General features: G+C 64.7%; 18 protein-coding genes and 1 riboswitch. Of the genes, 7 read left to right on the top strand and 11 right to left on the bottom strand.

The features are described from left to right. Window positions 1-85: 85 nt before the first annotated feature. Together Q0718_RS09260 and Q0718_RS09255 are read left to right on the top strand one after the other, a co-directional pair. Window positions 86-460 (top strand): BlaI/MecI/CopY family transcriptional regulator, encoded by a 375-nt coding sequence (locus tag Q0718_RS09260; protein WP_298916763.1) that lies wholly within the window; start codon window positions 86-88, stop codon window positions 458-460. Further along, window positions 460-1,920, top strand: coding sequence for a M23/M56 family metallopeptidase (locus tag Q0718_RS09255; RefSeq protein ID WP_298917189.1), 1,461 nt, complete (start codon window positions 460-462; stop codon window positions 1,918-1,920). The genes Q0718_RS09260 and Q0718_RS09255 overlap by 1 nt, the downstream gene beginning before the upstream one ends. 18 nt (window positions 1,921-1,938) lie before the next feature. On the opposite strand, the gene Q0718_RS09250 is transcribed toward Q0718_RS09255, so the two are convergent. After that, a complete protein-coding gene (locus Q0718_RS09250; protein ID WP_298916760.1) occupies window positions 1,939-2,526 on the bottom strand; it encodes a hypothetical protein in 588 nt (195 codons plus the stop codon). A gap of 136 nt (window positions 2,527-2,662) precedes the next feature. Next, window positions 2,663-2,883: riboswitch (cobalamin riboswitch) on the top strand. 112 nt (window positions 2,884-2,995) lie between these two features. On the opposite strand from Q0718_RS09250, the gene metE reads away from it, so the two are divergent. Then, on the top strand, window positions 2,996-5,302 hold the full coding sequence (gene metE, locus Q0718_RS09245) for a 5-methyltetrahydropteroyltriglutamate--homocysteine S-methyltransferase (RefSeq protein WP_298916757.1): 2,307 nt from the start codon (window positions 2,996-2,998) through the stop codon (window positions 5,300-5,302). Further along, entirely contained in the window at window positions 5,299-5,700 is a 402-nt protein-coding gene (locus tag Q0718_RS09240; protein ID WP_298916754.1) for an acyl-CoA thioesterase, read from the top strand. Before metE ends, Q0718_RS09240 begins: the two co-directional genes overlap by 4 nt. Window positions 5,701-6,064: 364 nt before the next feature. Here the strand turns inward: Q0718_RS09240 and dnaA are convergent, their stop codons facing one another. The 8 genes from dnaA to Q0718_RS09200 all read right to left on the bottom strand — a co-directional run bounded on the left by dnaA (window position 6,065) and on the right by Q0718_RS09200 (window position 14,804). Beyond that, a complete protein-coding gene (dnaA, locus tag Q0718_RS09235) occupies window positions 6,065-7,561 on the bottom strand; it encodes a chromosomal replication initiator protein DnaA (RefSeq protein ID WP_298916751.1) in 1,497 nt (498 codons plus the stop codon). Between the two features lie 457 nt (window positions 7,562-8,018). Next, window positions 8,019-8,282 carry a 30S ribosomal protein S20 gene (rpsT, locus tag Q0718_RS09230; protein ID WP_298916749.1) on the bottom strand — a complete coding sequence of 88 codons (264 nt, stop codon included), beginning with the start codon at window positions 8,280-8,282 and terminating at the stop codon, window positions 8,019-8,021. A gap of 113 nt (window positions 8,283-8,395) precedes the next feature. Then, window positions 8,396-10,813, bottom strand: coding sequence for a methyl-accepting chemotaxis protein (locus Q0718_RS09225; protein WP_298916746.1), 2,418 nt, complete (start codon window positions 10,811-10,813; stop codon window positions 8,396-8,398). A 181-nt stretch (window positions 10,814-10,994) separates the two neighbouring features. After that, a complete protein-coding gene (locus tag Q0718_RS09220; protein ID WP_298916744.1) occupies window positions 10,995-11,771 on the bottom strand; it encodes an enoyl-CoA hydratase in 777 nt (258 codons plus the stop codon). A 76-nt stretch (window positions 11,772-11,847) separates the two neighbouring features. Beyond that, window positions 11,848-12,684, bottom strand: coding sequence for a bifunctional DNA-formamidopyrimidine glycosylase/DNA-(apurinic or apyrimidinic site) lyase (mutM, locus tag Q0718_RS09215; protein WP_298917186.1), 837 nt, complete (start codon window positions 12,682-12,684; stop codon window positions 11,848-11,850). A 3-nt stretch (window positions 12,685-12,687) separates the two neighbouring features. After that, the gene (grpE, locus tag Q0718_RS09210; RefSeq protein ID WP_298916741.1) at window positions 12,688-13,374 is read right to left on the bottom strand and encodes a nucleotide exchange factor GrpE; all 687 of its coding nucleotides are present in this window, start codon (window positions 13,372-13,374) and stop codon (window positions 12,688-12,690) included. Window positions 13,375-13,392: 18 nt separating this feature from the next. After that, window positions 13,393-14,475: a heat-inducible transcriptional repressor HrcA gene (gene hrcA / locus Q0718_RS09205; protein WP_298916738.1), complete on the bottom strand. Its 1,083-nt coding sequence runs from the start codon at window positions 14,473-14,475 to the stop codon at window positions 13,393-13,395. Between the two features lie 32 nt (window positions 14,476-14,507). Continuing rightward, window positions 14,508-14,804 carry a hypothetical protein gene (locus Q0718_RS09200; protein ID WP_298916735.1) on the bottom strand — a complete coding sequence of 99 codons (297 nt, stop codon included), beginning with the start codon at window positions 14,802-14,804 and terminating at the stop codon, window positions 14,508-14,510. 13 nt (window positions 14,805-14,817) lie between these two features. Here Q0718_RS09200 and rph point away from each other — a divergent pair, with 13 nt between their 5' ends. Next, window positions 14,818-15,546: a ribonuclease PH gene (gene rph, locus Q0718_RS09195; protein WP_298916732.1), complete on the top strand. Its 729-nt coding sequence runs from the start codon at window positions 14,818-14,820 to the stop codon at window positions 15,544-15,546. Window positions 15,547-15,559: 13 nt separating this feature from the next. Here rph and Q0718_RS09190 read toward each other — a convergent pair whose 3' ends face one another. Together Q0718_RS09190 and Q0718_RS09185 are read right to left on the bottom strand one after the other, a co-directional pair. Beyond that, a complete protein-coding gene (locus tag Q0718_RS09190) occupies window positions 15,560-15,778 on the bottom strand; it encodes a helix-turn-helix transcriptional regulator (protein WP_298916729.1) in 219 nt (72 codons plus the stop codon). Beyond that, window positions 15,778-16,344, bottom strand: coding sequence for a DUF2975 domain-containing protein (locus Q0718_RS09185; protein ID WP_298916726.1), 567 nt, complete (start codon window positions 16,342-16,344; stop codon window positions 15,778-15,780). The genes Q0718_RS09190 and Q0718_RS09185 overlap by 1 nt, the downstream gene beginning before the upstream one ends. 77 nt (window positions 16,345-16,421) lie before the next feature. Between Q0718_RS09185 and rdgB the strand changes: the two genes are divergently transcribed. Beyond that, entirely contained in the window at window positions 16,422-17,063 is a 642-nt protein-coding gene (rdgB, locus tag Q0718_RS09180; RefSeq protein WP_298916724.1) for an RdgB/HAM1 family non-canonical purine NTP pyrophosphatase, read from the top strand. After that, window positions 17,047-18,198, top strand: coding sequence for a radical SAM family heme chaperone HemW (gene hemW / locus Q0718_RS09175; RefSeq protein WP_298916721.1), 1,152 nt, complete (start codon window positions 17,047-17,049; stop codon window positions 18,196-18,198). The genes rdgB and hemW overlap by 17 nt, the downstream gene beginning before the upstream one ends. Window positions 18,199-18,228 lie beyond the last annotated feature (30 nt).

Here is an 18,228-nt window from a genome sequence, read left to right as displayed (position 1 = left end):
GTTAGGGCGGCGGCGGATGAGCGCGCTGGCGGCCCCGCTCGGATACGCGCTTGACATGAGGTGACGGATGTCACCATATGGCGACATGAAAGCATCGCCGACCGAACTCGTGATCCTCAAACATCTCTGGCGCAGCGGCGCGCAGAGCACGGGGGAAATCCACGCGGCGATCAGCGAGCGGCTGGGATGGTCGCGTTCGTCCTCGCGCAAGACGATCGAGCGCATGGTCGAGAAGGGCCTGCTGGACCGCCGCGAGGTGCACGGCCTCAATGTCTACCGGGCGAGAGCGCGCAAGATCCCGACCCTGGCTGGGCTGATCCGGGCTTTCGCCACCGATGTGCTGGACCTGGACGGGCCGTTGCCCGTGTCGAACCTGGTGGAGTCCGACCTGCTGACCCGTGAGGAGCTCGAAGAGCTGGAGCGGGTTCTCAACGATGCGGCGGAAGGAGAGGCGTCGTGATGGAGGTGACGGCGGAGTTCGTGCTCGCCCTTCTGGCCGTCGGGGCGCTCGGTTGGGCCGGGATGACGCTGGCTTGCCGGATCCTGCCGCGCACGCGGCCATGGTCCGGGCTCTGGGCCGTCGCCCTGATCTCGTCCCTGCTGGTGGCGGCGCTGGGAACGGTGTTGCGCAATCTGCCGGACCGGAGCTTCCTGCCGCCCGCCCCGACCCTGCCGCGGCCGCAATCGCTGGAGGCGCTCGACCTGCCGGCTTTTCTGCCGACGACCCAAGGCGGGGCGTGGATGACGTGGGACGTGGCGCAGGCGCTGCCGCTCCTGTTGGCGCTTTACGGGATCGGCGCCGCCATCTTCGCGGTCCGGCTGGTGCGCGGCCGGGCGACGGTGCGCGCGATCGTCGACGGGGCGACCGATCACGGCCGGTTCGAGGGCATTCGCGTGCGCGTCTCCAGCCGAACGGTCTATGCGTTTGCGTGGGCGCCGCCCTTCACGCCGCGCGACCGTGCCGTCATCCTCCTTCCCGATCTCTATCTGCGCCGATTGAGCGCGGCGCAGCTGGATCACATCATCCGCCACGAAGCCGCACATATCGACCGGCATGACGATGCGTGGGGGCTGGTCCTGCGCGCACTGGTCTGCGCCTCGTGGATTTCGCCTTTCGCGCACGCCTTGTTTTCGGGATGGAGCCAGAGCGCGGAGCTGCAATGCGACCGGGCCGTCACGGCGGGCCGCCCGCGCCGGATGCGAAGGGACTATGCGGAAACGCTTCTGCAGGCCCTTCACATAATGGCGGGCCGGGTACGGCAATACCCGGCCGCCACATTCTCAACCCAACGCTTAAGGAACGAAAAGATGAGAATCAGCCATATCATGACCGGATCGACCCGGTCGTTCAAGACCCGTCGCCACAGGGCGGCCCTGGCGGCGCTTGCGCTTGGCCTGTCCGGGGCGGGCACGTTGGGTCTCGGCCTGTCTGCCCAAGCCCAGACTCAAGCCCAGACACAAGCCCGAACTCAGGCCGAGACCAAGCCCGGACCCGCAAACGCCCAAATCGTTCCCGCCATGGTGGCGGGGCGGATGACGGCGAAGTTCGGCGTTTCCTACGACCCGTTCAAGACCGGCAAGATGCGCGCGCACAAAGGCGTCGACATCGCCGCGCCGATCGGCACGCCGATCCACGCGCCGGCCGCTGGCACGGTCCGTCACGCGACCGATCTGTACCAGGGAAAGCCCGCCTACGGAAAGGTGGTGGTGCTGCAGACGGACGACGGAACGCTGACCCTGTTCGCGCATCTCGAAAGCTACAGGGTCGAGCCGGGACAGCGTGTGGCGAAAGGCGAACGTATCGCGGCCGTCGGCAATTCGGGCCAGAGCACGGGCTCCCACGTCCATATCGAGACCTACCGCGACGACGCCCGCGTCGATCCGCTCACCCTCTGGTCGGTCGGCGCGCCGCGTCCGTGAACGACGCGCCCGGCGGGCCTAGCGCCCGCCCATCCGCGTCGCCCGCGCCTTGCGCCCGCCGATGCGGATGACGAGCGCGACGAGGGTAGCCAGCGTGCTGACGACCAGGAACAGGGCGAGCCAGCGGAACAGGCGCCCGCGCCGTTGCTGGTCCTCATATTGCGGCGAAGCGGCGAAGCGGGTCGCATTGATCGCCCGCAGCACGCAGCACGTCCCGTCCGCGTCCAGCGTCGTGGCGGTCTGCACCAGCAGGTAGCCGTCTTCGAACTCCAACTCGTGCGCCAGATTGTAAGTGCCGGTCCGCACCGAGCCTTGCGTGTCGGAATAGGCCTGCTGCGTCGATCCCATCACGCCGACGACATGGCGCGACAGTTCCGGTGCATCCGGCACGTTAGTACGCATCTGCTCGATCTGGGCGGCCAGGTCGGGATTGCCGGAATCGTCTGGAAAGGCGTCCAGGATGAACTGCGTGTCGCCTGCGACCAGCCGGTCGATCTTCGCATTCACATCGGCCCGAACATCCGCCGGCACCCGCTTCTCGCTCACCGCCTCCATGGAGCAGGCGGAAAGGAACAAGGCGGCGATTGGGAGCAGGGCACGGATCATGACCGCCTCTGTAGCGATGCTGGCGAAACCGTCCAAGCCGAAAGGAATGCGGCGTGCGGGCGCGGAACGGATCGATAGGATGGATATTCCATATAAAGTTTCCTTTATATCCTGTTGACGCCTCCTCCAGGGCAGGGCAAGGCGAGCCTGTCGAGGTTCTTTGCGTCGCCTGTCGCGTCCGCAAAGCTAAGACGGGAAACCGGTGCGGTCCGTGAGGGGCCAAGGCCGGTGCTGCCCCCGCAACTGTAAGCGGCGAGCGGCGGTCCGAACACGTCACTGGGGCATGCGTCCCGGGAAGGCTGGACCGTCCGCATCGACCCGTGAGCCAGGAGACCTGCCCCGACCGAAGCAACGTCATCCGGCGGGGTGTCCGGACAGGCCGATATCTGCAGGCGTGACCGGGTGGCCGGTCGCGCGTGGATGGTCGTGCATGTCCGGTCGCTCCGCCCTCATCGGGAAAGAGATCACCATGACCGTCACCACCGCCTCGCTAGGCTTTCCACGCATCGGACCCAAAAGGGGCCTGAAATTCGCCCTCGAACGATACTGGTCCGGTCAATCCGGTCGCGATGCGCTCCTGCGGACGGCGCAGACCCTGCGCGCTTCGGCCTGGGAGAGGCAGAAGAACAGCGGAATCGATCACGTGCCGAGCGGGGATTTTTCGCTCTACGATCATGTGCTGGACATGACGGTCATGCTGGGCGCCATACCGTCGCGCTACGGCAAGCCCGACGGTGGCCCTGACGGCGATACCGCGCTGGACCGGTATTTTACCATGGCGCGCGGGGCGCGCGGGGACGATCCGGAAGGCGGATGCACGCATCGGGGAGGCGGTCAGGCCGCCATGGAGATGACCAAGTGGTTCGATACGAATTACCATTACATCGTGCCCGAGGTGACGGCTGGGACTCGCTTGCGCCGGTCATCGGACCAGATCGTGCAGGATTACAGGGAAGCCAAGGCGCTGGGCATCGAGACGCGCCCGGTCCTGGTCGGGCCCGTAACATGGCTGTCCCTGGCCAAGGGCCACGACGTCGATCCGCTCGGGCTTCTGGGCGACGCGCTCGATGTCTATGCGGAGTTGCTCGTCGATCTCGCAGCTGCGGGGGCGGATTGGGTGCAGATCGACGAACCCTGTCTGGTGACGGATCTGAATCCTGTCCAGACGGCGGCCTACCGAACCGCCTATGCGGCTTTGGCCAAGGCGGGCCCGAAGATCATGTTGACCAGCTATTTCGGAAAGCTGGGCGACAATCTGGACCTCGTGGCGGATCTGCCGGTCGCGGGGCTGCACATCGATCTGGTCCGCGCGCCCGAACAGCTGGAGCCCGTTCTTGCCGCCGTCCGGCCCGACCTCCTGCTGTCTCTGGGGGTCATCGACGGACGCAATGTCTGGCGCGCCGACCTCGCCGCACTGCTCGACCGCCTCGCGCCGGTCGCGGCGGAGCGTGACCTGGTGCTGGCCCCGTCCTGCTCGCTCCTGCATGTCCCGATCGATCTGGATCTGGAACCCGCGATCGATCCCGAACTCACCCAATGGCTGGCCTTCGCCGTACAGAAGCTCGGCGAGCTCGACAGTCTGAAACGCGCGCTCAATGCGGGCCGGGACAGTGTGGCGGACGACATATCGGCGGCATCGGATGCGGCCCGGTCCCGGCGGCGATCGACGCGCATCCACGACCCTGCCGTCGCTCGGCGCACCGCCGGTGTGACGCCGAACATGTCCGAACGCCCTGATTTCGCGACACGGCGCCCGCTTCAGGCCGAACGTCTCGGCCTGCCCTCCTACCCGACCACGACAATCGGATCCTTTCCCCAGACCAAGGCGGTCCGTCAGGCGCGCGCGGCCCATAGGCGCGGAACCGTGTCGGATGCGGACTATACCGCCTTCCTGCAAGCGGAGACCAAGGATACGATCCTATGGCAGGAAGCGGTCGGTCTGGACATGCTCGTCCACGGCGAATTCGAACGCAACGACATGGTGCAATATTTCGGCGAACGCCTGTCGGGTTTTGCCTTCACCCAAAACGGATGGGTGCAGAGCTACGGATCCCGCTGCGTGCGTCCTCCCATCCTTTACGGCGATGTTTCCCGGCCCGCGCCGATGACGGTGGATTGGTGGGCCTATGCCCAGAGTCTGACGGAACGACCAGTCAAGGGAATGCTCACGGGGCCGGTGACGATCCTGAACTGGTCGTTCGTCCGCGACGACCAGCCCCGGTCGCAGACCTGCCAGCAGATCGCGCTCGCCATCCGGGAAGAAGTCACCGACCTGGAAGCGGCGGGCGCGCGGGCGATCCAGATCGACGAAGCGGCCCTGCGCGAAGGGTTGCCATTGCGCATGTCGGACTGGGAGTCCTATCTCGACTGGGCGATCGCGGGCTTCCGGCTGGCCGCGGCAGGCGTGCAGGCGCAGACGCAGATCCACACCCATATGTGCTATTCGGAATTCAACGACATCCTGCCTTCCATCGCCGCGATGGATGCCGACGTTCTGTCGATCGAAACCGCGCGTTCCCAGATGGAACTCCTCCAGGCCTTCGCCGACTACCAGTATCCCAGTGGGATCGGGCCGGGGGTCTATGACATCCATTCGCCGCGCGTTCCCGACGTGGAAGAGATGGTCGAGTTGCTCCGTCTGGCGGGCGCCCACATCGCCCCGGACCAGCTCTGGGTGAACCCGGATTGCGGGCTGAAGACGCGCAGCTGGGACGATGTTGGTCCCGCCTTGAGCGCGATGGTCGAGGCCGCCCGCCGGCTGAGGGTGCCGGCATGACGGACATGGATAGCTGGCAGGGCGGTCCCAGCCGTTCGATGACCATGGTGTTTCCCGGCGACACCAATCATCACGGAACCCTGTTCGGCGGAGTCGCACTGGCCCACATGGACCGGGTCGCGTTCATCGCGGCCTCGCGCCATGGCCGCGTTCCTTTCGTGACGGCGGCCAGCGAACGGATCGATTTCATCGCCCCGGCTCACGAAGGGGACCTGGTCGATGCCGTGGCCTGTGTCGTGCGGGTGGGTCGCCGATCGCTCGATGTCGATGTCGAGCTTTTCGTGGAGATGCTTCTGACCGGCGAGAGGAAGCTTTGCACGAAAGGCCGGTTCACCCTCGTGGCCAAGGACGTCCCGGAGGGTTTCGTGCTCCCCGCCCTGACGGCTACGGACGATTGAGCCTTGCAGCTCCGTCTCGGTGCGTCAGGCCGCTTTCCGTCATCGCCACATCGTCAGCGTGTCACAGTCGGAAAAGCGCCGCCTATCGGCGCCAATCTCGGTTTTCGCCCATCGCGGACATGCTCGATGCTCTGGCGACTGGCGAGTTCAAGTTCGAACCGAATGGGATGCGGGCGCATTCGAACGGGCTCGCTCCCGCATTGGCTGCCTGCGCGCATTGTTTCGGTGTCGCCTGCGACGACATCCGGACGATCGTGACCGAATGTCAGGAGTTCAAGGACGATCGCTATCGGCGATCTGTCTCGGACGCCGGAGCAACCATATCGGTCTTGGCGACCCGGGTCGCCGGCCGGAACGGGCCCGCCTAGCTCTTTAACGCCTCTTCCACCGCCTTGATCTGCGCGTCGAACGTCACGTCTTCGGCGCGCAAGGAGGTGATGCGCTTGACGGCGTGCATGACGGTGGTGTGGTCGCGACCGCCGAAGCGGCGGCCGATGTCGGGCAGGGACCGTTTGGTCAGGCGCTTGGACAGATACATGGCGACTTGGCGCGGGCGGGCGACGGCGCGGGCGCGCCGCTTTGAGCTCATATCCGTCAGGCTGATGGAAAACGCCTCGCAGACGGCGCGCTGGATGCGGTCCACGGTCAGGCGTTGACCGGTCATATAACGGCTGTCCGACAGCGTCTCCTGCACGGTTTCCAGCGTGATCGGCGTGCCGAGGAATTCCGACTGCGCCACGATCTGGTTGAACGCCCCTTCCAGGTCGCGCGGGGTGACGTTCATGCGCGCGGCCAGATGGTCGCGGGCGGCCTGCGGAATGCTCAGCCCGGCATGGCCCTGTTCGCGGCGGCGCGCGATCAGACGCTCCAGGATCTTGAGGCGCAGTTCGTAATCAGCCGGGCCGATCTTGCAGACCAGGCCGGACGACAGGTAGCTCTTGAGCCGGTCGGACGCCTTCTCGATCGTGTCGGGGTGGCGATCCGCGGCGATCAGGATCTGACGGCCCGCGCCGACCAGGCTGATGATGGTGTGCAGCAGCTCTTCCTGGCTGGCGCTCTTGTCGGCGATGAAATGGGCGTCGTCGATGATCAGAAGGTCCACGTCGCGCAAGGACGCCTTGAAGGCGCTCATGCCGTCGCGGCCCGCGCCGCGCACGCTGGCGACGAACTGGGCGACGAAATCCTCGGCGGACACGAACTTGACGCGGCGGTCCGGATCGCGTTCGGCGACTTCGGCCTCGATGGCGTGCAGGATATGCGTCTTGCCCATGCCGTTCGCGCCGTGCAGCATGATCGGGTTGTATTGCGGCACGCGGTTGCCGATCACTTGGCGGGCAATGGCGACAGCCAGTTCGTTGGACGGGCCGACGACGAAATTGTCGAGCGTGAAGCGCTTGCGGGCCAGTTCGGCGACCGGCGCCGCCTTGAGCGACGGGCGCGGCGAGCCGCTGCGCGCATGGGGCACGCCGATCAGGCTGGGCCGGGCGGCATCCGTGGCGGCCACGCCGCGCCGCGCGCCGGGGCGCTGGCCCGATACGACCCGGACCGAGCGCGGCGGGTCGACCCGGTCGTGCTTTTCCCACAGGCGGGCGATCGTATCGGCATAGTGGCTGTTGATCTTTGTCGCCACGAAAGGCGACGGCGCGGACAGGGTCACCGTGTGGGCATCCGCGCCCTGGATGAACAATTGTCCGGTCCAGGCACGATGCACGTTGCGGCCCAGCGCCCGCGCCAGATCCTCGTCGACCGCCTTCCAGGTGTTGTGCGCGCTCTGAATCGGCGGTTCGCCGGTATAGAGATCCGGAACCGTCTCGACAGGCGTGTCGGAAGAGGTTTTGACCGGATTACCTATACTGCTCATCGATGTCGCTCCAGACCTTCCCAGCAGGCTCGCGCAGGCGCAAACCATTGGAATATAACAAATTCATAAAGGGGAGTTCATGGTGCGACCGCCCCCACGATGCACCGCGAACTCCAAGAGCCGTCGTCCCTGACCGTCTCTCCCACCCCTTTTAAACACGACTCTTTCGCCGAGCGTCAACGGCTGAATCATGGGTTTTGGCGGGAAAGAAAAGTTGACTCTGAAAAAGGCAAGAATCGCAAGATTCTAGCTGTCATGAAAGTTTCGCATCCATGACATCCCTTGCTCCAGATCAGTCTTTCGATCGTTGTGCAACCGTAACAAAACCGGCTTCGATTATCGAAACGGGGTTCCAGGCTGGGACATAATGTCCGCCGCGGGGACGAAAAGCGCGGACATGAAAAAGGCCGGACCCGCGAAGGCCCGGCCTGATGTCAGGCAGCTATGCGCGCGCGTTCTAGCCGAGCGCCTTGCAGCGCGACGACAGGCGGGAGATTTTCCGCGCCGCCGTGTTCTTGTGATAGACGCCGCGCGATACGGCGCGCATCACTTCGGGTTCGGCCAGTTTCAGGGCCGCGTTCGCATCCGTCTTGTCGCCGGCCGCGAGCGCGTCTTCGACGCGGCGCAGGAAGGTGCGCACGCGCGAGCGCCGCGCCATGTTGACGGCCGTTTTGCGCTCCATCTTGCGCACATTCTTCTTAGCAGATGACGTGTTCGCCATGATCGTCTTTCGTCAGTGTTCCAATAGAGAGAGGCCCGCACATCAAAGGGCGGGCCTTCATTCGGTGGGCAGATAGGGGGACGGAGCGGGGCTGTCAACCATTGCCGGCAGGCCTAGAATTCAGACCAGTCGCCTCCGACGGCCCGGGCGAGCGGCGGCGTGTCCGAACCCGTGGATCCGGCCTCCTCCGGTTCGGCGTCGGCCGGCTGTCCTGCGCGCGCGCGCGCGAACTGTGCGACCTTGTCCTGCTGACGGTGGACTTCCGGCCGGTTGGTTTCGAAGGCGGCCCGGTCGCGTGTTCCCGTATCGTCCGCAATGCGGAAATGGTCCATGAGCGCGTTCATCTGCTGGGCCTCGTTCGAAAGCGTATGGCAGGCGGCGGTGGCTTCTTCGACCATGGCGGCGTTCTGCTGGGTCACGCTGTCCATCTTGTTGACCGCATTGTTTATCTCCGCAACGCCGATGGACTGCTCCTTGGCGGAATGCGCGATTCCGACGACAAGGCTCGCGACCTTGGCGAATTCCTTGGCGATCGTGCCGAGCGATTCGCCCGTTTCGTCCACCATCTTGACCCCGGTCTGAACGTGGTCGGCCGAGGTGGAGATGAGATCGTTGATGTCCTTCGCCGCATCGGAGGACCGTTGCGCCAGGGCGCGCACTTCGGAGGCCACGACCGCGAAACCGCGCCCGGCTTCCCCGGCCCGGGCCGCTTCGACCCCGGCGTTCAGGGCCAGCAGGCTCGTCTGGAAGGCGATCTCCTCGATGACGCCGGTGATCTTGTAGACCTTTTCCGAACTGTCTTTGATGGCGCTCATCGCCTGGATCGTTTCGCTGATGACCTGGTCGCTTTTCTCCGCCTGCTGGCAGACCGTGTTGACGACGGTCTTGGCATCTTCGGCGGATTGGGACGTATGAGTGACCGTCGCCGTCAGTTCGTCCAGTGCGGCGGCCGTCTGTTCCAGCGACGCGGCCTGCGACTCGGTGCGCGTGGCCAGGTTCAAGGTGGCGGTGGCCAGCTCCGAACTGCCGCTCTTGATGGAGTGGGACGAACCCGTAATGCGCTCCAGCGTGGATCCCAGCTTGGCGACCGTTGCGTTGAAATCGTTCCGCAAGGCTTCGTATTCCGGGTCGAAAGCCTCGTCGATATGGGTGAGCAGATCGCCATCGGCCAGTCCGCGCAGCGAAGCGGCCAGGCGGTCGACGACCGCTTGCTGCGTCGCGGCTCTTTCGGCGAGATCGGCTTCCTGCGCCAGGCGCGTGCGTTCCGCCTGCTTGAGGGCCGTGATCGCCGCGTTGAAGTCCTGTCGCAGGGATTCGTACGCGGCGTCGAATTCCTGCGTGATCTCGACCTCCAGATCGCCGCCCGACAATGCGCCCAGCGCTTGCTCCAGATGATCGACGACCCGGGCTTGCGCCGCCGCTTTCTCGGCGCGTTCGGCTTCGTGCTTGCGCCTGGCGTCCTCGGCCTGCGTGATGTCGGTGGCGATCTTGACGACCTTGTAAGGCTTGCCGTTCGTGTCCTTGACGGCGTTGTAGGCGGCTTCGAGCCAGACGGACCGGCCGTCCTTGCCGATGCGTTCGACCTTGCCGGTGATCGTCTCGCCCTGGCGCAGCCGATTCCAGAAATTCGCATAGTCCGCGGAGTTGGCGTGGTTAGGATCGACGAACAGGCTGTGATTGCGGCCCATGATGTCATCGATCCGGTACCCCATGGCGGCCAGCAGATTGTCGTTGGCGGACGTGATCGTGCCGTCCAGATCGAATTCGATCACGGCCTGGGAGATTTCGAGCGCATCCAGAATGCTCGCATCCATGCGGTCCTTGGTGACGTTCTTCCACTCCAGTATGTTGCCGATCAGCGTCCCGTCATCATCGAGAACAGCGCTAACGCACATGTTGAACCGCAGATCCCCGATACTGATATCCGTCTCGAACGGCAGTCGGGACGGATCGGCGAGCAGACGGCGCTGGACCTCCGGGTGGGCATGAAAGCTGTCGATGTTGCGGCCGATCATCTGCGCGGGGTCGAGATCGCTCCAGATCTGGCGGAAATCGTCGATGTTTTCGGCGAACAGATCCGTGGTGCCCTTGTTGACCATGACGATGTCGCGGTCGGCATCGACGATCATCATGGCTTCGCGGCATCCGTCGAAGGCGGTGGACTTGAACAAGGCGACCCGTTCGGCGGCCAGACGGTCGTCGGTCCCGTCGGCGAGGCGACCCAGACCTTGGGCGATGCGTCCCAGAGCGTCGCTGCGTGACATTTCCGCCGCCAGAGCATCGGAGCGCCGATCCTCCAGACACTGCAGCGTGTCCGCGATCGTCTCGACCGGCCGGACGATGCGGCGGGCGATGATCCGTCCGAGGACAAACGCGGCGATGGCGATTATGACGGTCTTCGCAAAGGCGGAGTCCAGAAGGGAATGGCCTGTGAGAGACAGGCCCTGGGTGATCGCCAGACTGAGGAGGCCCGACAGCACGGCCGCCAGCGCGATGCTCATCGACAAGTCGACACGGTAGATGTTTTTCATGACCCCGACACACGCAAAAGATGCGTGTTCCCTTAAGATAACCTTCCGTTGCAAGGTCGGGGGCAAGGGTAAAGAATGCGTTAGAAAACGCTTCGAATTTAATTTAGGAAAATCCAATGTCCAAAGTGGCGCTTGCCGGATCTGGACAGAAGGCTTCCGGCCTAGCGAAAAGCGACGCATCTCACCGGTGCTTGAAGTGGGGCTTCCGCTTCTCGATGAAGGCATTCATGCCTTCTTTCTGGTCTTCCGTCGTGAACAGGCTCTGGAACATGCGGCGCTCGAACCGGATGCCTTCACGCAGGCTCGTCTCGGCACCGGTTTCGATGACTTCCTTCAAGATCATGGTTGCGGGCTGGCTGTGTCCGGCGATCTTGGCGGCGGCCTCGCGCACTGTGTCCATCAGATCGTCCACGGGCACGACGCGGGCGACCAGGCCGGAATGTTCGGCCTCGCTGGCGTCCATAATGCGTCCGGTCAGGCACAGATCCATCGCCTTGGCCTTGCCGACGGCGCGAAGCAGTCGCTGCGTCCCTCCAATGCCGGGAATGACGCCGAGATTGATTTCGGGCTGGCCGAACTTGGCCGTGTTGGACGCAATGATGAAATCGCACATCATCGCGATCTCGCACCCCCCACCCAGCGCGTAGCCTGACACGGCGGCGATGATGGGTTTGCGGAACCGCTCGACGCTGCAATGGTTCTGCTCGAACCGGTCGGTCTTGTAGATCGACAGATAGTCGTCCCCGACCATTTCCTTGATGTCGGCCCCGGCGGCGAACGCCTTTTCATTGCCCGTCAGGATCACGCAGCCGATCCCGTCGTCGCGTTCCAGATCGGACAGGGCGGCGGCGACCTCGCCCATCATCTCGGCGTTCAGCGCGTTCAGCGCCTTGGGCCGGTTCAGCCGGAGGGTCGCGACGCGACCTTCGCGGTCCAGTTCGATCAGCTCGTAAGGCATTGGCTCTCTCTTTTGGTATTATGGTTGGACGCTGGCTACACGGGCCGGGGCGGGGCTGACAAGAGCCGCGGAGACGTCAACGCTGGCAGCTCTTGCAATAAAACGTACTGCGACCGCCCTGCACGCGTCTTGCGACCGGGGCGGCGCAGGTCGGGCAGGGATCGCCTTGCCGGCCATAGACGGAGAAGCTTTTCTGGAAATAGCCGAGCGCGCCATCGGCCTGGCGGTGATCGCGCAGGGACGATCCGCCCGCTGCGATGGCTTCGGTCAGAACGTCCTTGGTGTGTCGGACGAGGTTTTCGGTTTCCGCCACTTTCAACCGGCCTGCGCCGCGCCCCGGCGATATGCCGGCGCGGAACAGGGCTTCGCAGACATAGATGTTGCCGAGGCCGGCCACGACGCGCTGGTCGAGCAGGGCGATCTTGATCGGCGTCTTCTTGCCGCGCAGCCGCGCGCGCAGGTCCGGTGCGCTCCAATCGTTGGACAGCGGTTCGGGGCCGAGACCGTCCAGCCGGTACGGTTCGTCCGGGCCGACCAGCTCCATGAAACCGAAGCGCCGGGGGTCGTTATAGGTAACGGTGTTGGCGTCCTCCGTCGTGAAGATGACGTGGTGATGTTTCGGATCGGCGTCATGGGCGTGGGTGAAGTCGCCCAGCTGTTCGCCCGCCAGCACGAAGCGACCCGACATGCCCAGATGCATGAAGAGCCGCTCGCCCGAAGTCAGGTCGGCTTGAAGGAACTTGGCGCGGCGCGACAGGCGCTCAACTTGCTGGCCTTCGATACGGGCGGCGAAATCGTCAGGAAACGGAAAGCGCAGGTCGGGGCGGTTGAGCTGGACACGCGTAATCGTGCGGCCTTCGAGAACGGGCGCCAAACCCTGGCGGACGGTTTCGACTTCGGGGAGTTCCGGAATGACTCAGGCCGGCCCGGTGCTGACTGCGACCATGGCGGCGCGCAATGTTCTGTCGCCAATGGTGAAGCCCTGTTGCATCACGGCGGCAACATGGCCTTTTTCGATTTCCGGGTGCGGAATGTTCGCGACGGCCTGATGGACGTTCGGGTCGAACTTGCTGCCAACACCGCCGACGGGCTGGATCCCGTGACGGCCCAGTGCGGCAGTCAGATCCTTTTCCGTCAGCTCGATGCCTTCGACCAGATTGCGGGCGTTCTCGCCTAGCTCGTCCTTGGCCTGTCCGTCGATCGTGTGCAGGGCGCGAGTGAGGTTGTCATAGACGGACAAGACATCTCCGGCGAACTTCTCGACACCGTAGAGCTTGGCATTCTGGACCTCGCGCTCGGCGCGTTTGCGGATATTGTCGGCCTCCGCCAGCGTGCGCATGGCCTGATCCTTCATGGTGGCGATTTCCATCTCCAGTTCGCGGATGCGGTCCGCTCCGGCCGAGTCCGCATTCTCCATCCCGGATTCCGGATAGGGAGTCTCGTCCTCTTCCGGGGGAAGGTCATCCTTATGCTGTTTGAGGAAGGCGTCCGCCGCTTTCTTCAAATCGGCTTCGGTCGGCTTGCGGCCGCTCATGCCGTCGCCTTCCGCCTCGATCTGCGCCTGCAACGCATCCCATTCATCCATCTCTTTATCGCCAGCCATTGTCTCTTTCACTTGCTCCTATGTGCGGCGGGTCAGCATTTCGCCGACCAGTTTCGCCGTCAAATCCACGACCGGTATGACGCGTCCGTAATTCAGCCGCGTCGGCCCGATGACCCCCAGAGCTCCTAGCAACTTCCCGGACCGGTCGCGATAAGGTGCGACCACGACGCTGGAACTGCTCAGGGAGAAGAGCGGGTTCTCCGTGCCTATGAAAATCCTCACACCGTCCGCATGTTCCGTCTGGTCGAGCAGGGAAATCAGCTCTTCCTTGCGGTCCAGATCCTCGAACAAGAGACGGATGCGCTCCAGATCGGCCCCCACGTCGGTTCGGGCGTCCAGATTGTCAAGCAGGCGGGCCTGACCGCGGATGATGAGCTTGCGGTCCTTCACCGGTTCGTCGGTCCAGTCGGCCAGACCCTGCTTGATCAAGGCGGCGGCGGCGACATCGATCGCGGCGCGGCCCTGTTCGATTTCGTCCAGGATGTCGGCCCGCGCTTCGGACAGGCGCCGCCCGCGCAGACGCGCGGACAGGAAGTTGCCGGCCCGTTCCAGACTGGCGCTCAAGACCCCGTCCGGTCTCGGCATGAGCCGGTTTTCGACCCGTCCGTCTTCATGGACCATGACGACCAGCGTACGGCCGTCGTCCAGCCCGACGAATTCGACGTGCGACAGCGCGCTCTCGATCGTCGGCTCCGGCGCCAATACCAGTCCCGCCCCGCCCGCCAGACCGGCCAGCAGGAGCGAAGCTTCCGAAAAGACCCGGTCCGGCTCCCGGCCCGAAGCGGAAATGCGCGTCTCCAGACGACGGCGTTCGTCCTTGGACACATCGCCGATCTCCAGCAATCCGTCCACATAGAGTCGCAAGCCGGCTTGCGTCGGTTGCCGCCCGGCACTCACATGCGGAGATTCCAGCAGGCCCATGCGCGTGAGGTCCGCCATGACGGCGCGGATCGACGCGGGCGACAGGGCGGTACCCGACAAGGCGATGCTCTTGGAGCCGACGGGCTGGCCGGTTTCCAAATAGGCGGATACGACGGAGCCGAAAATATCTCTCGCACGGGCATCGAGCTGTGTCAGCGGGAATAGGGCGGGCGCGCTCATCAGGGTCTATTTGGAGGGCAAGGCGCACCCGATCAAGCCGTTGCGGAGACTTCGAACACGACGCCCTGACGGAAATTTCCACAGATGAGGAAATCTACGCGCTTGGCGGGCGTGTGCTGGAACGCCGCTCCGACGGCGTTGCGCACCGGATCGGCTGGCGGGACGGCAGCAACGGTCCGTTCGAGGCGCGCGCCGCCTATGACCCTCTCGGTCAATCCGGGCTTGCGGTCATGACGGCGACGGGCAATGGGGATGCGCTGGAAGCCGCGCTGGGTGCGTGGCTCGACGCCTATCCGCCCGCCGACGATTCGTCTGGTCGCGGCCATCATCCCAGGACTTGCCATGACAACCGATGCATCCCCGCGCCCCGAAAACCGCGCCCTCGATAGCTTGCGCCCCGTCATGATCGAGACCGGCGTATCGCGTTATGCCGAAGGCTCCTGCCTTGTTCGGTTCGGCCATACCCATGTGTTGGTCACGGCCAGCGTGGACGAAGGCGTGCCGCGCTGGATGAAAGGCAAGGGGCGCGGCTGGGTCACGGCGGAATACGGCATGCTGCCGCGCTCGACGCATACGCGCAACAACCGCGAAGCCGCGCGAGGCAAGCAGGGTGGCCGTACGGTGGAAATTCAGCGCCTGATCGGGCGGTCCTTGCGTGCCGTCACCGACTTGGCTGCGCTGGGCGAACGCCAGATCGTGGTCGATTGCGACGTGATGCAGGCCGATGGCGGCACGCGCACGGCAGCCATCACCGGGGCCTGGGTCGCGCTGAGCCAGGCTTGCGCCGGACTGGTGGAGCAGGGGCTGATAAAAACCAATCCCGTCACGTCGCCCATGGCGGCCGTCTCCTGCGGGATCGTGGACGGCACTTGCCGGCTGGATCTGGAATATGTCGAGGATTCCGCGGCGCAGGCGGACGCGAATTTCGTGCTGACCCAAGCGGGCGGCATCATCGAGGTGCAGGCCACCGCCGAGGACAAGCCGTTCACGGGCGAGGAAATGGACGAATTGATGCGGTTGGCGAAAAAGGGGATCGCCGAGCTTTGCGCCATGCAGGAAGCAGCGCTTTAGAGCCGGATAGGCCTTAGTCGCAAGGTTCGTCCCCCACCCACTCCAATATGTCCGCGGGCTGGCATTCCAGCTCGCGGCACAGGGCGTCGAGCGTGGAAAAACGTACGGCCCGGGCCTTGCCGGTCTTCAGGATCGACAGATTGGCTAATGTGATGCCGACGCGCTCCGCCAGTTCCGTCAGGCTCATCTTGCGATCGAGCAGGACGCGGTCCAGATTCACTTGAATGGCCACTAAATCGTGAGCTCCTGCTCGGCGCGCATCTCCGCGCCTTGACGGAAGGCCTCGGACAGGGCCGCGATGACCAGAACGAGGAACCAAGTGCCGATCCGGATGTCCATGCCGGTTTCGGCCGGGGCGACTTCGAGCGCCCCCACGGAGATGTTCGCCATGGAATGAACGACGATGCGGAAGATTTCGGTCGCCGCGATCAGCATCCACATGGCGCGCAGGCGGCTGATATTGGCCTCCACGAACGGATCGCCCATCTGCACGGTGCGGATGATGCGGATCAGGATGGACAGGACCGCCAGCCAGGCGGCTGCGGTGACGGCTCCGGTCGCGCAGGCGAACGCCATCTGGCCCATGCCGGGCATGAGTTCGGGATCGGTCCCGCCCAGCAATCCGTCGCGCAGCGGCGTGTCGAAGAGAAAGACCAGGGCGCCCACCGTCAGGACGATGAGCCCGATCAGCATCAGGGCCTGGACCACCCGCAACAGGATGATCAGGCCGCTGGTCACGGGCTTGGCGATCGGCGCTCTGCCGGGAACGGATGCATCGATGAGGGGGCTATCGGCCATTGACGCGTTGATAAACGATAAACGGCGCGGCGCAAGGAGGCGTTGCGCCTGCACCGCACCCGGATTAATGGCGCGTCATGACCGCCCCGACCCTCAGACCCGGCCAGACGCTCGTCGTCGCTTCCCATAATGAAGGCAAGGTACGGGAAATCCGCGCGCTGCTTGCCCCGTTCGGTCTGGACGTCGTCAGCGCCGGCGAGCTTGGCTTGCCCGAACCGGAAGAGACGGAAGACAGCTATGCCGGCAATGCGCGACTGAAAGCCGTGGCCGCCGCGACCGCGTCCGGCCATCCGGCCTTGTCCGACGATAGCGGCATCGACGTGACGTCGCTCGGCGGACGCCCTGGCATTCATGCCGCGCGATGGGCGGAAGACGAAAACGGAGAGCGGGACTTCGGGCGCGCCATGACGCGTGTCCAGGAGGAACTCGGCGACAGCGAGGATCGCAGCGCCCGGTTCGTCTGCGCGCTGTGCCTGGCCTTTCCGGATGGCTCCAGCACCGTCTATGAAGGCAAATGTGAAGGGCGGATCGTCTGGCCGCCGCGCGGCGAGCGCGGCTTCGGGTATGATCCCATTTTCGTCATGGATGGCGATACGCAGACGTTCGCCGAAATCGATCCGGCGGAAAAGCATGCCAAGAGCCACCGCGCGGCCGCCTTCGCCCGGTTCCTCGCCGACCAGTTCCCGGACAGCCGAAACGCGGATGCCCCCCGCACATAAGGCCGAACCGCTCGCCGTCTACCTGCACTGGCCCTATTGCGGCCGGATCTGCCCCTATTGCGACTTCAACGTTCATCTCGACAAGCGGGCGGGGGAGGCAGAGCGGTTGGTGCAAGCCATGGTCGCCGATCTCTCCCATTGGCGGAGCTGGACAGGTGCGCGCCGGATCGGGTCGGTCCATTTCGGTGGAGGGACGCCGTCCTTGCTGACCGAAACCCAATTGTCGGTTTTGCTCGGTGCCATCGACAATCTGTGGGGCTTGCCGACCGGAACGGAAATCGCGCTTGAAGCCAATCCGAAGGATATCACGGACATGCGCGCAAGGATGTGGCAACACGCTGGATTGAACCGCCTCTCAGTCGGGGTGCAGAGTTTCGACGATGCGGTTCTGACGCGTCTGGGCCGCGATCATGACGGCGCGGCGGCTCATGGGGCGTTGCAACGCGCGATCGAGAATATCGGCTCCGTTTCGGCGGATCTGATCTTCGGGGTCCGAGGGGAAGACGGTGGGCGGCTGGAGGCCGATCTGGACCGGCTTCTAGATCTCGGCGTCGGCCATATCTCGACCTACCAGCTCACCATCGAACCCGGCACGGCCTTCGCCAAGGCGGAGGCCCGGGGGGCGCGGCTCGCCATCGGGGAAGAGGCTAGCGCGGATGCATTCCAGGCCATCCGGGCGCGCCTGACGACTGCAGGGTTCGTTCACTACGAGGTGTCCAACTTCGCAAAGCCGGGACAGAAAAGCGCGCACAATCTCGCCTATTGGCGCGGGCGGGACTATGTCGGCGTCGGCCCCGGCGCGCATGGGCGGCTATGGACGCAAGATGGTCGGATCGCCACGGAAACCGCCTTGCGGCCGCAAGCCTACGCGGAATCCGTTGCCGAGACAGGATCGGGCGTCAGCCGTCGCGAAACCCTTGGTAGGGATGCGGCTGTGGCCGAATATGCGATGATGGGCCTGCGGATCGACGAGGGGGTGTCCTTGCACCGTCTGGAACAGATGCGCGGTCAGGCGGTGCGGATCGATCCCATCTTGATCGAAGACGGTTTCCTCCGGATCGAAAACGACCGTCTTGTGGTCACATCCTCCGGGCGCATGGTGCTGGATGCCGTGACGCGCGCCCTGCTGACCTGACATTCGAAACCCTCCGCGAAAGGAGGGTTG

It is taken from the genome of uncultured Algimonas sp., assembly GCF_947498175.1.
GTDB lineage: Bacteria > Pseudomonadota > Alphaproteobacteria > Caulobacterales > Maricaulaceae > Litorimonas.
The sequence above is the reverse complement of the archived record's forward strand: the minus strand, read 5'-3'. Positions and strand labels throughout refer to the sequence as shown.